The sequence below is a fragment of the Parabacteroides vesiculifaciens genome (genome assembly GCF_049860805.1).
Classification (GTDB): Bacteria; Bacteroidota; Bacteroidia; order Bacteroidales; family Tannerellaceae; genus Parabacteroides.
In genome coordinates, this window is the sequence record NZ_CP187555.1 from 1,400,607 (window position 1) to 1,413,939 (window position 13,333).

Sequence of the window (13,333 nt, forward strand, 5' to 3'; positions counted from 1 at the left end):
AGAGTGTTAACCTTGAAATTTAAGGTCAAAAGGCGATCTGTGACAAAAGTATTACAAAGAAAATACATTTCTTTTGTAATATAGTGCAGCGTTTTGCGTTTTGAATACATCATACTTGTATATGATATTAAAATTATAATAGAATATGAAAGCGTTGATATTATCTTTTTTTGCAGTTATCTTAGGTTATTCACTTATCTTCAATGAGAAGAAAACAACTGACCAACCTGTCATAAAGGATAGTAATTCCGTTTATGTCGACAGACCGGTCAATATGCAAATCTCCGATTCCATTGTGATATACAAGGATCAGACTGCATCCGTTCTGTAAAATTTTAAGTTAGAGTTTGTTGTTTACCTGTGGTTTTTTTGTTTTTCAGTGTCACTCTATCACCCGGTCCGGTGTAGCCTTTGTTTTTCAATGGTGCTAATAGGTAATACTTCTTTATTTTCTCTATCACACCTCTATCACACTCTATCACAAAATACCCGTTTCTTTTTCAGAAGAAATATATGGACCTATTTGTCGAATTAACGGACTTATTTTCAGTAAACTAACCATCTTTTTCCGTGTACACCCGGATGTAGGGAGGATGAATATCCGGGTGTTCATCCTTCCTACATCCGGGTGTACAAGCGGGAAGACCGGGATGGAGGACGCCTTTTCTGCCTTGTTTTGGCAAAAAAGGTTTTTATCTTTGGATGTAAAAGTATGTATATCGGACGTTAATATTGGTAAAAACAACGTTTATAGCTCGTTGTATGCGGGTATTCCTTCCAAAAAGGCGTAAGTCTGGTTGTTATAATCGATTTTGCAGCAATAATGGTTCATGCCGTTGCTAACAATCAGGTATTCGACACGCAGTACCATGTTGTAACGCGCAATCTGGTCGAACACGGAACCGGTAATGGGAATGGAGGGCGCTTTGTATTCGACAATGACCAGAGGCGTCAGGAAACGATCGTATGCAACCGTGTCGCAACGTTTTGAAGTGCCGTTCAGCTTGACTAAAACTTCGTTAGCCAGTAGCTCTTTCGGATAGCTTTTGATGGTGATCAGGTAGTTGACAAAGTGCTGGCGGACCCATTCCTCGGGAGTCAGGGCTACATATTTTCGGCGTACGGGGTCGAAGATCGTACGTTTTCCATCTTTTTCTGCTACTTTAGGAGCGAAACCGGGTAAGTTTAATGCAAGCATTTAGTATATTTGTTCTTTTATTCTGTGAAAATAGACCATCAAAGGTAATGATTTATGAAAACAAAACAAGAAATTGTTGAGAATTGGTTGCCGCGCTACACGGAGCGGAAGCTGGAAGACTTCGATAAATATATCTTGCTCACCAACTTTACGAAGTATGTGGAGCTATTTGCCGACCATTTCAACGTGCCGATCCTGGGATTGAAAAACTCTATGCCGAATGCATCTGCCAATGGCATTACGATTATCAACTTCGGGATGGGAAGTGCGAATGCGGCGACCGTTATGGATTTGTTATCGGCGATAAAGCCGACGGCCGTGCTCTTCCTGGGGAAATGCGGAGGATTGAAGAAGGCGAATAACTTGGGGGATTATGTCATGCCGATTGCCGCCATACGGGGCGAAGGAACATCGAATGAATACCTTCCGGCAGAAGTACCGTCGCTTCCGGCTTTCTCGATGATGCGCGCCATCTCGTCAGCTATTCGTGACTGCGGAAAAGACTATTGGACGGGGACCGTCTACACGACGAACCGCCGGGTGTGGGAGTATGACAATGATTTCAAAAATTACCTTCGCCGTACGCATGCTACCGGTATCGATATGGAGACGGCTACCTTGTTTACAGCAGGCTTTGCAAACGAAATCCCAACAGGGGCCTTGCTGATGATTTCCGACAAACCGATGGAAGAAACCGGGGTAAAGACGGAAGCCAGCGACCGGGAGGTCACCCGGAATTTTGCGGAAGAACATGTGATGTTGGGGGTAGAAGCGCTTCGCCAGATTATTGATAGAAAGAAAACGATCCGTCACATTCGTTTCAGTTGGTAATTTTAATAGAGATTGCACGCAAATATGGCAAAAAAAGAATATACATACGAGGAAATATGCCGGGATATCGTTGCTAAAAAATTCGCTCCTGTCTATATAATGATGGGTGACGAACCGTTTTTTATGGACCAGATAACGGACTTATTGCTCGAAAATGTATTAGAAGAATCCGAACGCGATTTTAACCAGATTATCATGTATGGAGCAGATACGGATGCGGCATCTATAATCAATGCGGCCCGTCGTTTCCCGATGATGTCGAAATACCAGTTGGTAGTAGTCCGGGAAGCTCAATTAATCCGTGATATCGAACTTTTGTCGAACTACGTTAAGAACCCGTTAATGTCGACCGTTTTGGTCATTAATTATAAATATAAAAACTTAGATCGTCGCAAGACGCTGGCATCTGCGACGGACAAAATCGGGGTGCTGTTCGAGTCCAAAAAGATTCCTGACTATAAGATGCCGGCATTTATCTCTTCCTTCATGCAACTGCGCTCCGTTGGAATAGACGGAAAGGCGGCCCAGATGCTTTCCGACTTCCTTGGAAACGATTTAAGCCGCCTCAGTAAGGAATTGGACAAGCTGGCGCTGATCCTGCCTGAAAAAGGCGCAAAACGCATTACGCCGGAGTTGGTGGAGCAGAACATCGGAATCAGTAAAGAATACAATAACTTCGAGCTGATAAAGGCCCTTGCCATAAAGGATGTCCTGAAAGCGAACCGGATCGCCCAGTACTTCGAAAAGAACCCGAAAAGCAATCCGATCCAAATGACCCTTCCTGTATTATTTAACTATTTCTCAAACCTCCTGATTTGCTACTATACGAAGGATCGTTCCGAAACCGGACTGATGGCGGCACTCGGACTTCGGGGTACATTCCAGGTAAAAGATTATCTTTTGGGAATGCGAAACTATTCGGCGATGAAAGTGTTTAACCTGATCAGCGATATCCGTATGACAGACGCCCGTTCGAAAGGAGTGGAAAACACTTCGGTGTCCGATGCCGAACTTTTAAAGGAATTGCTCTATAAAATCTTGCATTAAACGATTTTTTATACCCGATTTGCCCAAAGAAGGGGCTTTTTCTCTGGAACGACAGAAAAGTTGAACCGGATAAAAAGCCTCTTCTTTTTGTTTTTCAACTCATTATCTTCAATTTTACCATCCTGAGATTTTAATATTTGTCTGCTCTTGGACATCTGTTCACGAAAATCACAAAAATGGAAGGGTTAAGGCTTTACCTGTACAAAAGTATATTGATTAGCAAATGTGACAAACGTAAATAGGGACATTTTGTCAGTATATTAAAGCAAGCCTTTTCAGAATAGTATTGAATTGTGAACATAATTATGCTTGTTATAAATGTGAACAGTTCTTTTTGTGTAAAAATTGACTGTTTACAATTCTATTTTGTATACAAACTATAGATATGAAACATTTGTGTCGGTTTACATTATTATCTTAAACAAGCAAAAACAGGAGTTTTATCTCTGTTTTATATTTTCGACATAAATTTCCATCAACCAATTAATTACACGGGATTATTAATCTAACGCATTAATTATTTTGCTACATATGTGTACAAACATCGGTAAATAGGAGTATATCTTCTACATATCCTGTCTATAATTAAAAGTATAACAGCAAAGTACACCTTTATGGCGAAGTAATGCTTCAACCCTATTTTTATACTAAAACAACCTGTTTACAATTATACTATATACGATTGTTATCTACTGAATACAAAAGTAATCGTTCAAGTTTATCTAATTAAATTGCACAATTGAGAATTATAGTGTATATTTGTATCACTAATGATTTGTGTACATTTTTACTATGCAAACAGACATAATGGCAGTATATTTATAAATTAATTAGGATTTACAGAAATGATAGGACGTATTACCAAAATAATGGAGCGTGAAGGCTTGACTCCTTCTAAATTTGCAGAGGCAATCGGTATCCAGCGTTCAGCGATGTCGCATATATTGAACGGAAGAAATAATGTCAGTCTGGATGTCCTTATTAAAATACTGGAACGGTTCACTTATGTAGATTCCGACTGGCTCCTTTTCGGTAAAGGCGAAATGACGCGAGATCATGTGTCGACACAACCCGATTTGTTCCAAAATACGGCAATAAATCCGTCCGAGGGGCAAGTCGCTCTTGAATATCGCAAGGAAATAAGGGTTGACACACCTGTAAACAGTACTAAATTGCCTGTTGTTGAGCAAATTATACAACAAGAAACAACTGCCAGAAAAGTAAGCAAAATAATGATATTCTATTCCGATAATACGTTTGATACTTTTATTTCCGAAAAAAACAAGAAAGAATAGCTTGTTTTGGTTTATATACCATATTCATGTATCTTTGTATAGAATTTGACTAATCATATTATATGAAGAAGTACATGCTTGACATGAAGGTGACTGAAAACTGCAGCCTTCATAAAAATTATTGCCTGCTTAAACTAACATCTGATCAGATCCTACCGGAAATGTTACCGGGACAGTTCGTACAGGTACGTGTGGATAACTCTCCTACAACATTTCTTCGCCGCCCGATCTCGATTAATTATGTTGATAGAGCGACTAATGAACTGTGGTTACTTATCCAATTGGTTGGCGACGGGACGCGCCGGATGGCCGAGTATAAGCCGGGCGATATTGTAAATATTATGTTGCCTTTGGGGAATGGTTTCACCATGCCTGCCGATAAAGAGCAAAAACTCCTGCTGATCGGCGGCGGTGTCGGGACAGCCCCGATGTTATTTTTGGGTGCAATCCTGAAAGAGGCCGGTTATACGCCAACCTTCCTTTTAGGGACCCGCTCGAAAGAGGATGTGTTACAATTGGAACAATTCGAACAGTTTGGAACCGTGTATGTTACAACTGAAGACGGTTCACTGGGTGAAAAGGGGTATGTAACCAACCATTCCATATTGAAAGATGTACAATTCGACCAGATTTACACTTGTGGACCCAAGCCTATGATGGTGGCTGTGGCTAAATATGCTCATGCGAGTTCTATTGCTTGCGAGGTATCTCTGGAAAACACAATGGCTTGTGGTATAGGCGCTTGCTTATGTTGTGTGGAAAAGACGAAGGATGAACATCATGTGTGTGTATGTACTGAAGGACCTGTATTTAATATTGAAAATTTGACATGGCTGAATTAAACGTAAACATCGGTAATTTACAATTGAAGAACCCGGTCATGACGGCATCGGGTACTTTCGGATATGGCATTGAATATTCAGACTTTATGGATATCTCCCGCTTGGGTGGTATTTTTGTGAAAGGAACAACGATCCAGCCGCGCGAAGGAAACTTGTACCCCCGTATGGCGGAAACACCTTCGGGGATGTTGAATGCTGTAGGCTTGCAGAATAAGGGTGCACAATATTTTGTCGATCATATCTATCCGGAGATTAAGGATATCGACACGAACATGATCGTTAATGTGAGCGGTTCTTCTGTCGAAACGTATGTGGAATGTGCTGAAAAGATAGCGGATCTGGATAAGATCCCGGCTATCGAACTGAATATTTCCTGCCCGAATGTGAAGCAGGGAGGTATGGCATTCGGTGTGACCACCTGTGGAGCAGGCGAAGTCGTGAAGGCCGTCCGCAAGGTTTATCCGAAGACCCTTATTGTAAAACTTTCTCCCAATGTAACCGATATTACGGAGATTGCCCGGGCGGTGGAAGCCGAGGGAGCTGACTCCGTTTCATTGATTAATACTATGCTGGGCATGGCTATTAATGCGGAGAAGCGTAAACCGGTATTATCTACAATAACCGGTGGCCTTTCCGGTCCGTGTGTAAAGCCGGTTGCTTTGCGGATGGTATGGCAGACTTATAAGGCGGTGAAGATTCCTATTATCGGTTTGGGCGGTATTTCCAACTGGAAAGATGCGGTGGAATTTATGCTGGCCGGAGCTACGGCAATCCAGATCGGAACCTACAACTTTGTAGATCCTGCCGTTGGCATAAAGGTTATCGAAGGGATGGATGACTATTGCAACAGACATGGGTTTTCGTCTGTCCGCGAACTGATCGGGGCCTTGGAAGTATAAAGAAATCGGATAAAATAATCCTTTCCTGAATAACAAATTAAAGAAAAGCCTGTAAAACGCCTGAAATAAGTCGTTTTGCAGGCTTTTTTCTTATATTTTTATTTGTTTGGAACATGGTTATTCCAATAATTATAATATCTTTGTTCGTATATAAAATAAACCTTGGATTTGTAATATCTAATTAATAATTTATAGAAGAAAAACATGAAGATCAGACACCTTTTTTTGCTATGTCTAATAGCAATATCAGCGACGCTGAGTGCAAATGGAAAAACTGTAATTCCAATTACGACCGATAACATTAGCCTTATTTATAAGGTTGATGATAAAAATGGTCGCCTTTATCAATCTTATCTGGGTCAAAAACTGTCATTTGATTCGGATATCGCACAATTACCTCTCGGAAACGAAGCTTATCTGACGCATGGCTTGGAAGATTATTTCGAGCCGGCCATCCGTGTTTTGCATAACGACGGCAACCCGTCCCTGCTCCTTAAATATGTTTCCCATGAAAGCAAACAGCTTCAGCCGGGAGTAAACGAGACGGTAATTCTTTTGAAAGATGATAAATATCCGGTCGAAGTGAAGTTGCATTTCATCGCTTATCCAAAAGAAAACATCATCAAGGAGTATGCCGAGATTTCACATCAGGAGAAAAAGCCTGTAACCCTTTATAATTACGCTTCCTCTTTGCTGCATCTGAACGGCAGCAAGTATTTCCTGACCGAATTTGCAGGGGATTGGGCACATGAAGCCAATATGAAGGAAACCGAACTGGCTTTTGGTAAAAAGATGTTGGATACCAAGTTAGGAAGCCGTGCAAATATGTTTTGCTCCCCGTTCTTTTTGCTTGCCTTAGACAAAAAAGCGGAAGAAAATGCAGGTAATGTGTTATTCGGAACTATCGGATGGACAGGCAATTACCGTTTTACATTCGAAGTAGACAACGAAAATGGCCTGCGTATTCTTTCCGGCATAAACCCGTATGCATCGGAATACTCGCTGAAGCCGAACGAGGTATTCCGCACACCGGAATTCATTTTTACCTACAGTGCAGAGGGCAAAGGCAAAGCCAGCCGCGATTTCCAACGTTGGGCGCGCAAATATCAGTTGAAAGACGGCGAGAAATCCCGTATGACATTGCTGAACAACTGGGAAGCGACCTATTTTGACTTTAATGAAGACAAGCTCGTGAATATCATGGATGAAGCCGTTACACTGGGAGTCGATATGTTCCTGCTCGACGACGGTTGGTTTGCCAACAAATATCCCCGCAGCAGCGACCATCAAGGCCTGGGAGATTGGGAAGAGACTGCAACCAAACTGCCTAACGGTATCGGAAAGTTGGTGAAAGAAGCAACGGATAAAGGCATTAAATTCGGTTTGTGGATCGAACCGGAAATGGTTAATCCCAAAAGCGAATTGTATGAAAAGCATAAGGATTGGGTGATTCATCTACCTAATCGTGACGAGTATTACTTTAGAAATCAGATGGTTTTGGATCTAAGTAATCCGAAAGTGCAGGATTATGTATATGGTGTTGTCGATAATTTGATGACGAAATATCCGGGTATCGCCTATTTCAAATGGGATTGCAACAGCCCGATTACGAATATCTATTCACCGTATCTGAAAGATCAGCAGTCTCATTTATACATCGAACATGTACGCGGTTTGTATAATGTTTTGGAACGGATCAAACAGAAGTATCCGAATCTGCCGATGATGTTATGTTCCGGTGGCGGTGGCCGTTGTGACTATGAAGCATTGAAATACTTCACGGAATTCTGGCCGAGCGATAATACGGATGCTGTGGAACGTATCTTCATCCAGTGGGGATATTCGCACTTCTTCCCGGCCAAGAGTATGGCTGCCCATGTAACAAGTTGGGGAAAACAGCCGGTCAAGTTCCGTACAGACGTTGCCAGTATGTGCAAGTTAGGTTTCGATATCCGTGTTCACGAAATGAACGCTGCAGACCAGCAATATTGCAAGGAGGCAGTAGCTAACTTCAAACGCTTGAACAATGTTATTCTGGATGGCGACCAGTATCGATTGCAATCACCTTATGATGGCCAGCATGCTGCCGTTATGTATGCCAACGGGAATGCAGACAAGGCCGTCCTGTTTGCATTCGATATCCATCCGAGATATGCAGAAGCGATGCAACCCCTTCGTCTACAGGGATTGAAGAAAGATGCCCGTTACGAACTGAAAGAAATCAACCTGGTTCCGGGAACGCAATCCCGTTTAGCCTGCAACGGTAAAACGCTCTCAGGGGAATTCCTGATGAATGTCGGTATTCCTGTATTCTCGAGTCGGCCGACAAATAGCCACGTGATTGAAATAACTGAGGTCAAGTAATCAACAAATATTTGTATTTGCGTGTTACTAAAGCAACAAGTATGTTTGAACAGATAAACGACATATTACAAAATACAGCTATTACTCCCTATACGGCAGCCGTAAAACTGTTGATCAGTTTCTTTCTGGGAGCTGTCATCGGGATAGAACGCCAGTTCAGAAGACGGGAGGCGGGAATGCGTACTTTCACATTGATTTGTATGGGTTCGACTGCAGCCATGCTGGTCTCGATCTGGATTCCGCAATGCTATCCTAATTTCCTGAACGGCGATCCGGGACGTATTGCGGCACAAGTACTTTCCGGGATCGGTTTCCTCGGAGCGGGAGCGATTATTCAGAGTCACGGGAGTGTACATGGACTGACGACAGCGGCTTGTATTTGGGTAATGGCAGTAATAGGTTTGGCAGTGGGAGCCGGAATGTATATTCCGGCTGCTATTGCAACTGTTATAACACTTTTTATTTTGGTCAGCCTGGAACGTTTGGAGAGAAGGATGTTCCTGAACGGTGTCAATAAGATTTTGACGATTACTTGCTCTACAGCTACACCCGACTTAAAGGCTGTCCGTAAAATATTGGAGGATAAAGGCGTTTTTATCGTCAGTGTTTCTTTCGAAACATTCTATAAAGAGGATAGATCCGTTATCACCTACAAGGTGAATGTCAAGGCTATTTCCTCTTATATGAACTTATTTAACGATATACGGAGTTTAGGAATTGTCACACAAATCAGATTGATGGCATAAGCCATCAATCCAATTCTCCTTTCAGCATTTTCCCTGCAATGCGGGCCGAATCTTCCACGAATCTTCCACAGGGGCGTTTCTGGTAATATTCTTGTGTACGGGCAGCCGGTGCCGGTGATGTTGCTGCGGCATCTTCAGGAGGCAAGAGCCTGCGGCAGATAATCGTACCGTGCTTCTTCTTAAATATGTCAGCCATTTTCTGTACCATTGCATAGTTCTTCGTGCGAGCTTCCTGGTCGGTAATATCCAGAACCGGATATTTGAAACCAGCCAACATGGCCATTGCACTGACCGTTCCACAAATTTCACGCATACGGCCTACGCCTCCTCCAAAAGAGACAGACACATTCTTGGCCGTTTCCATGTCCAGCTCAAAAACATCCGAATAGGCCAGGAAGACGGATTGCGCACAGTTATAACCCGCTTCGAAATTCCGGACTGCACGATTTACACGTTCTTCAATATCAAAGTCTTTCATGATACAACTCACCTGGTTAGCATTCATAATCTACACAGGCTCTATCTGCCTTAACGGGGCCGATGATACCTTTGGATATGGCAACATGTTCGGGATGGTTGGCATAGGTGCTGACATCCTCGAGCGTATCCAGTTCTGTTGTCAGGATTATATCCCATGTCTCTGCCGGATTCACGTTAAAGTCTACTCGGATCATGCGCAATACGTCGATTTTGTCGATCAATGCTTCCAATCCTCTTTTGATTTCCTGCATTTTAGCTTGTTTGTCAGCCGGAGTTGCAAACTCCTTCAATTTGAACATTACGATGTGTCTGATCATATTTCTCTTATTATTTAATTGTTACATTCTTTCATCCAGATAAGAATCTTTATAGCCTAAGAAGTACAGGATGCCGTCCAGCCCGATCGTTGAAATGGACTGTTTGGCTGTGGCCTTTACTTTCGGTTTGGCATGGAAAGCGATCCCAAGACCGGCAATACTGATCATAGGCAAGTCATTGGCGCCGTCTCCTACGGCAACCGTCTGGCGGATATCAACGTTCTCGACTTGTGCAATAAGGCGGAGCAGTTCCGCTTTGCGTTTTCCGTCCACAATATCGCCCACATAGCGCCCGGTCAGCTTCCCGTTCTCCACTTCAAGCTCGTTGGCATAGACATAGTCGATGTTGTATTTCTGTTTCAGATAGTTGCCAAAATAGGTAAATCCTCCGGAAAGGATCGCAATCTTGAAACCTACTTTTTTCAAGATACGCATCAGGCGGTCCACCCCTTCGGTAATCGGCAGGTTCTCGGCAATCTCCTGCATGACGGAAACATCCAGTCCCTTCAATAAAGCGCAACGCTGGCGGAAACTTTCGCAGAAGTCTATTTCCCCCCGCATGGCCGATTCGGTAATGGCTTTCACCTGGTCGCCGACACCGGCCCGCATGGCCAGTTCGTCGATCACTTCCGTTTCGATCAGCGTCGAATCCATATCGAAACAGATCAGCCGGCGCATACGGCGATACATGCTCTCTTCCTGAAAAGAGATATCCATTTCCTGCTCGGCGGAGAGCTTCATAAAGTCAGCCTTCATCTGTTCCTTGTCCCTGGGAGTTCCGCGCACGGAGAATTCCACGCTTGCTTTCGGCGTACGGGCATTCTCGTCTAACGGAATACGTCCGGTCAGGCGCTTGATGTCGTCGATGTTCATATCCTGGTCGGCAACGATGCGTGTAACGCCTGCAATTTGCCGGGCCGTCAATTTACGTCCGAGGATCGTTATGATATACCGGTTCTTGCCCTGCATGGAAACCCATTGGTTATAAGCCTCTTCGGTGATCGGATTGAAACGGATGTTCACATCCAGCTCGTAGCTTTTGAAGAGCAACTCTTTCAAAATATCTCCTGAGTTTCCTTCGCTGCTCTGGAATAAGATTCCTAAAGATAGATTGTTATGGATGTCGGCTTGACCGATGTCTAAAATAACAGCATTATTCTTGGCCAGTATCTCGGTAAGGGCAGCGGTCACTCCCGGACGATCCGTACCATTTATGTTTATCAGTATTATTTCGTCTTTTTGTTCCATACTATTATAATTGTATGGCGAAGAAACGAATAATTCTTTTAAGTAAAAAGTGTTTTCCAAAAATAATGCTTTTTCTTGAATTTCAAACTCGCGATGATTCTGATCAGAGATATGGGATAATCGTTATATAAATACCTGTTATGATGGCCGAAGTGATTACACCGGAGATGTTTGCACCCAAGGCATCTCCTAAAATGAAAGATTCGGGATTTTCGGATCGAGCAATAACTTGGCATCGCAGAGGACTCCCAACTTCCGGGGCTGGATAAAAGTTGTAAAAAACCAGATAAAAACACAAGAGTGCGTCCCGTAGATACGAACGGTTGACGCACTCTCGTGTCTATCTTGCTTATTTCCTTATCGCTTCCACTTCTTCAGCACGAACGGGGATCTTTTTACCTAACAGGCGGGCGCCGTTTTCGGTGATCAGATAATCCTCTTCGTTGCGAATACCGCTGAAATCTTTGTATGTGAACAGCTTGTCGTAATTGATAAATTCGGTGAACTTGTTCTGGCTTCTCCAGAGATCCATCAGTTCGGGGATAAAGTAAACGCCCGGCTCGATAGTCAGGACAAAGCCCGGTTCCAACTTACGTCCGAGGCGGAGAGACTTACGTCCGAACTCCGTGCTCTTCGGCTGGCCGTCATATCCGACGTAGACTTCGCCTAAGTTTTCCATATCATGAACGTCCAGTCCCATCATGTGTCCCAGGCCGCAAGGCATGAACATGGCATGAGCACCGGCTTTGACTGCTTCCATCGGATCACCTTTCACGAAGCCTAATTCTTTCAGACCTTCCATGATCACCTTGCAGGACAATTCGTATACATCGACAAAAGGAATGCCCGGCCGCAAAGCCGCAACAGCCGCTTCGTGGGCAGCCACCTGGATATCATAGATTTCACGTTGGCGAGTGGTGAATTTGGCATCGGCAGGAATCGTGGACGACATATCGCCGGCATATCCCATCTCTGTCTCGGCACCGGCATCGAGCAGCAGCATATCGCCGCTCTTGATCAAATTGCTGTGGTCATGGTTGTGCAGCGTCTGCCCGTTGATCGTCGCGATGATCGGGAAGGAGAGTTCGTAGTTCTTTGAAAAAGCAGCTTCGGCAACGGCAGCTGCCACTTCACTTTCGCGGATACCCGGACGGACGGTGCGCATGGCAGCCAGGTGCATGTCGGCTGTCACGATACAGGCTTTCTCTATTTCGGCAATTTCTTCTTCGCTCTTATAGTTACGCTGGTTGACTACGCCCATAATGAAAGGAACGGACGGTTTCTCGGCTCCCGGAATGATACCCAACCACTGGAACAGCTTGATCTGATGTTCGGCGCGGTAAGTCGGCAGGTAATGGATCGGCTGGCCTTTCTGCTGCGCGTTCTTCAGATATGTTTCGATTTCCTTGAACGGACGGACTTCGGTGATACCGGCAGCTTCGCTCTTTTCCTTCAGCGTCGGCTGTGTTCCCATCCAGACAATTGCGTCGATTGTCAATTCGTCGCCAAAAATGATCTCACGGTCGTTATCTATGTCGATGATGGCGGACAATCCGGCGTAGGGAAGCCCGAAGAAATACAGGAAAGTGGAGTCCTGGCGGAAATGGTATGTGTTATCGGCATAGTTCATGCCGGACTCATCGTTACCCAGAAATAACAGCAGGCCGGAACCTATCGTCTGTTTTAATTTAGCCCTGCGGGCGATATAAGTTTCTTTTGCGAACATGATATTATAAATTTAATTTAATGCTACCAAAGATAGGAATAAATTGCAATCCTAACCTATTCGTACCCCATTATTTTTATCGCTACTCTGTATCTTTTGTCAACCTTTAGAAAGTTTTACCGATTTCCCCTAAGGCAACCGCATCAAAAAACTCATTTCTTGGCAAAGGTAAATCCGTCTTTTTGATTGTTAAATCGCACAATAAGTTCCCTAAAAAGGAGGATATTCGTATTCATCTATTATCCAGCGTTTTGCATTGTTTCGAGTTTCTTAAAAAATATTACCCGCAAGTGTAATTTGAAATATATGGGGTAGAAAACCAAATTAGATGCACTACTGT

At 43.6% G+C, this 13,333-nt stretch carries 13 protein-coding genes and 1 pseudogene; 8 read left to right on the plus strand and 6 right to left on the minus strand.

What is annotated here, in order from left to right; genetic code table 11:
• The first annotated feature begins 145 nt into the window (after nucleotides 1-145).
• Entirely contained in the window at nucleotides 146-331 is a 186-nt protein-coding gene (locus ACPYIV_RS05655; protein ID WP_293734577.1) for a hypothetical protein, read from the plus strand.
• Between the two features lie 417 nt (nucleotides 332-748).
• On the opposite strand, the gene ACPYIV_RS05660 is transcribed toward ACPYIV_RS05655, so the two are convergent.
• The gene (locus ACPYIV_RS05660; protein WP_293734578.1) at nucleotides 749-1,198 is read right to left on the minus strand and encodes a type I restriction enzyme HsdR N-terminal domain-containing protein; all 450 of its coding nucleotides are present in this window, start codon (nucleotides 1,196-1,198) and stop codon (nucleotides 749-751) included.
• 54 nt (nucleotides 1,199-1,252) lie between these two features.
• Between ACPYIV_RS05660 and ACPYIV_RS05665 the strand changes: the two genes are divergently transcribed.
• The 7 genes from ACPYIV_RS05665 to ACPYIV_RS05695 all read left to right on the plus strand — a co-directional run bounded on the left by ACPYIV_RS05665 (nucleotide 1,253) and on the right by ACPYIV_RS05695 (nucleotide 9,222).
• Nucleotides 1,253-2,029 carry an AMP nucleosidase gene (locus ACPYIV_RS05665; protein ID WP_293734579.1) on the plus strand — a complete coding sequence of 259 codons (777 nt, stop codon included), beginning with the start codon at nucleotides 1,253-1,255 and terminating at the stop codon, nucleotides 2,027-2,029.
• A gap of 24 nt (nucleotides 2,030-2,053) precedes the next feature.
• The gene (gene holA, locus ACPYIV_RS05670) at nucleotides 2,054-3,076 is read left to right on the plus strand and encodes a DNA polymerase III subunit delta (RefSeq protein ID WP_293734580.1); all 1,023 of its coding nucleotides are present in this window, start codon (nucleotides 2,054-2,056) and stop codon (nucleotides 3,074-3,076) included.
• Nucleotides 3,077-3,921: 845 nt separating this feature from the next.
• Complete coding sequence (locus ACPYIV_RS05675; RefSeq protein WP_293734581.1) at nucleotides 3,922-4,371, plus strand: helix-turn-helix domain-containing protein; 450 nt, start codon at nucleotides 3,922-3,924, stop codon at nucleotides 4,369-4,371.
• Nucleotides 4,372-4,433: 62 nt separating this feature from the next.
• The gene (locus ACPYIV_RS05680; RefSeq protein WP_425886073.1) at nucleotides 4,434-5,213 is read left to right on the plus strand and encodes a dihydroorotate dehydrogenase electron transfer subunit; all 780 of its coding nucleotides are present in this window, start codon (nucleotides 4,434-4,436) and stop codon (nucleotides 5,211-5,213) included.
• Nucleotides 5,201-6,112: a dihydroorotate dehydrogenase gene (locus ACPYIV_RS05685; RefSeq protein ID WP_293734583.1), complete on the plus strand. Its 912-nt coding sequence runs from the start codon at nucleotides 5,201-5,203 to the stop codon at nucleotides 6,110-6,112. The genes ACPYIV_RS05680 and ACPYIV_RS05685 overlap by 13 nt, the downstream gene beginning before the upstream one ends.
• A gap of 204 nt (nucleotides 6,113-6,316) precedes the next feature.
• Nucleotides 6,317-8,476 (plus strand): alpha-galactosidase, encoded by a 2,160-nt coding sequence (locus tag ACPYIV_RS05690; RefSeq protein ID WP_425886076.1) that lies wholly within the window; start codon nucleotides 6,317-6,319, stop codon nucleotides 8,474-8,476.
• Between the two features lie 41 nt (nucleotides 8,477-8,517).
• Entirely contained in the window at nucleotides 8,518-9,222 is a 705-nt protein-coding gene (locus ACPYIV_RS05695) for an MgtC/SapB family protein (protein WP_293734288.1), read from the plus strand.
• A gap of 4 nt (nucleotides 9,223-9,226) precedes the next feature.
• Here the strand turns inward: ACPYIV_RS05695 and ACPYIV_RS05700 are convergent, their stop codons facing one another.
• The 5 genes and pseudogenes from ACPYIV_RS05700 to ACPYIV_RS05720 all read right to left on the minus strand — a co-directional run bounded on the left by ACPYIV_RS05700 (nucleotide 9,227) and on the right by ACPYIV_RS05720 (nucleotide 12,993).
• A complete protein-coding gene (locus tag ACPYIV_RS05700) occupies nucleotides 9,227-9,700 on the minus strand; it encodes a C-GCAxxG-C-C family protein (RefSeq protein WP_425886501.1) in 474 nt (157 codons plus the stop codon).
• A 16-nt stretch (nucleotides 9,701-9,716) separates the two neighbouring features.
• Nucleotides 9,717-10,019: a Dabb family protein gene (locus tag ACPYIV_RS05705; protein WP_293734290.1), complete on the minus strand. Its 303-nt coding sequence runs from the start codon at nucleotides 10,017-10,019 to the stop codon at nucleotides 9,717-9,719.
• A gap of 21 nt (nucleotides 10,020-10,040) precedes the next feature.
• Nucleotides 10,041-11,267 (minus strand): phosphoserine phosphatase SerB, encoded by a 1,227-nt coding sequence (gene serB, locus ACPYIV_RS05710; protein WP_293734291.1) that lies wholly within the window; start codon nucleotides 11,265-11,267, stop codon nucleotides 10,041-10,043.
• Between the two features lie 103 nt (nucleotides 11,268-11,370).
• A pseudogene (locus tag ACPYIV_RS05715) lies at nucleotides 11,371-11,478 on the minus strand (hypothetical protein); the annotation flags it as partial.
• 138 nt (nucleotides 11,479-11,616) lie between these two features.
• Nucleotides 11,617-12,993, minus strand: coding sequence for an aminopeptidase P family protein (locus tag ACPYIV_RS05720; RefSeq protein ID WP_301705084.1), 1,377 nt, complete (start codon nucleotides 12,991-12,993; stop codon nucleotides 11,617-11,619).
• Nucleotides 12,994-13,333 lie beyond the last annotated feature (340 nt).

What these genes read in the sequence shown, in the direction of transcription:
- ACPYIV_RS05655 (WP_293734577.1), top strand. Translation starts at nt 146, where the DNA reads ATGAAAGCGTTGATATTATCTTTTTTTGCAGTTATCTTAGGTTATTCA.
- ACPYIV_RS05660 (WP_293734578.1), bottom strand. Translation starts at nt 1,198, where the DNA reads ATGCTTGCATTAAACTTACCCGGTTTCGCTCCTAAAGTAGCAGAAAAA.
- ACPYIV_RS05665 (WP_293734579.1), top strand. Translation starts at nt 1,253, where the DNA reads ATGAAAACAAAACAAGAAATTGTTGAGAATTGGTTGCCGCGCTACACG.
- holA (WP_293734580.1), top strand. Translation starts at nt 2,054, where the DNA reads ATGGCAAAAAAAGAATATACATACGAGGAAATATGCCGGGATATCGTT.
- ACPYIV_RS05675 (WP_293734581.1), top strand. Translation starts at nt 3,922, where the DNA reads ATGATAGGACGTATTACCAAAATAATGGAGCGTGAAGGCTTGACTCCT.
- ACPYIV_RS05680 (WP_425886073.1), top strand. Translation starts at nt 4,434, where the DNA reads ATGAAGAAGTACATGCTTGACATGAAGGTGACTGAAAACTGCAGCCTT.
- ACPYIV_RS05685 (WP_293734583.1), top strand. Translation starts at nt 5,201, where the DNA reads ATGGCTGAATTAAACGTAAACATCGGTAATTTACAATTGAAGAACCCG.
- ACPYIV_RS05690 (WP_425886076.1), top strand. Translation starts at nt 6,317, where the DNA reads ATGAAGATCAGACACCTTTTTTTGCTATGTCTAATAGCAATATCAGCG.
- ACPYIV_RS05695 (WP_293734288.1), top strand. Translation starts at nt 8,518, where the DNA reads ATGTTTGAACAGATAAACGACATATTACAAAATACAGCTATTACTCCC.
- ACPYIV_RS05700 (WP_425886501.1), bottom strand. Translation starts at nt 9,700, where the DNA reads ATGAAAGACTTTGATATTGAAGAACGTGTAAATCGTGCAGTCCGGAAT.
- ACPYIV_RS05705 (WP_293734290.1), bottom strand. Translation starts at nt 10,019, where the DNA reads ATGATCAGACACATCGTAATGTTCAAATTGAAGGAGTTTGCAACTCCG.
- serB (WP_293734291.1), bottom strand. Translation starts at nt 11,267, where the DNA reads ATGGAACAAAAAGACGAAATAATACTGATAAACATAAATGGTACGGAT.
- ACPYIV_RS05720 (WP_301705084.1), bottom strand. Translation starts at nt 12,993, where the DNA reads ATGTTCGCAAAAGAAACTTATATCGCCCGCAGGGCTAAATTAAAACAG.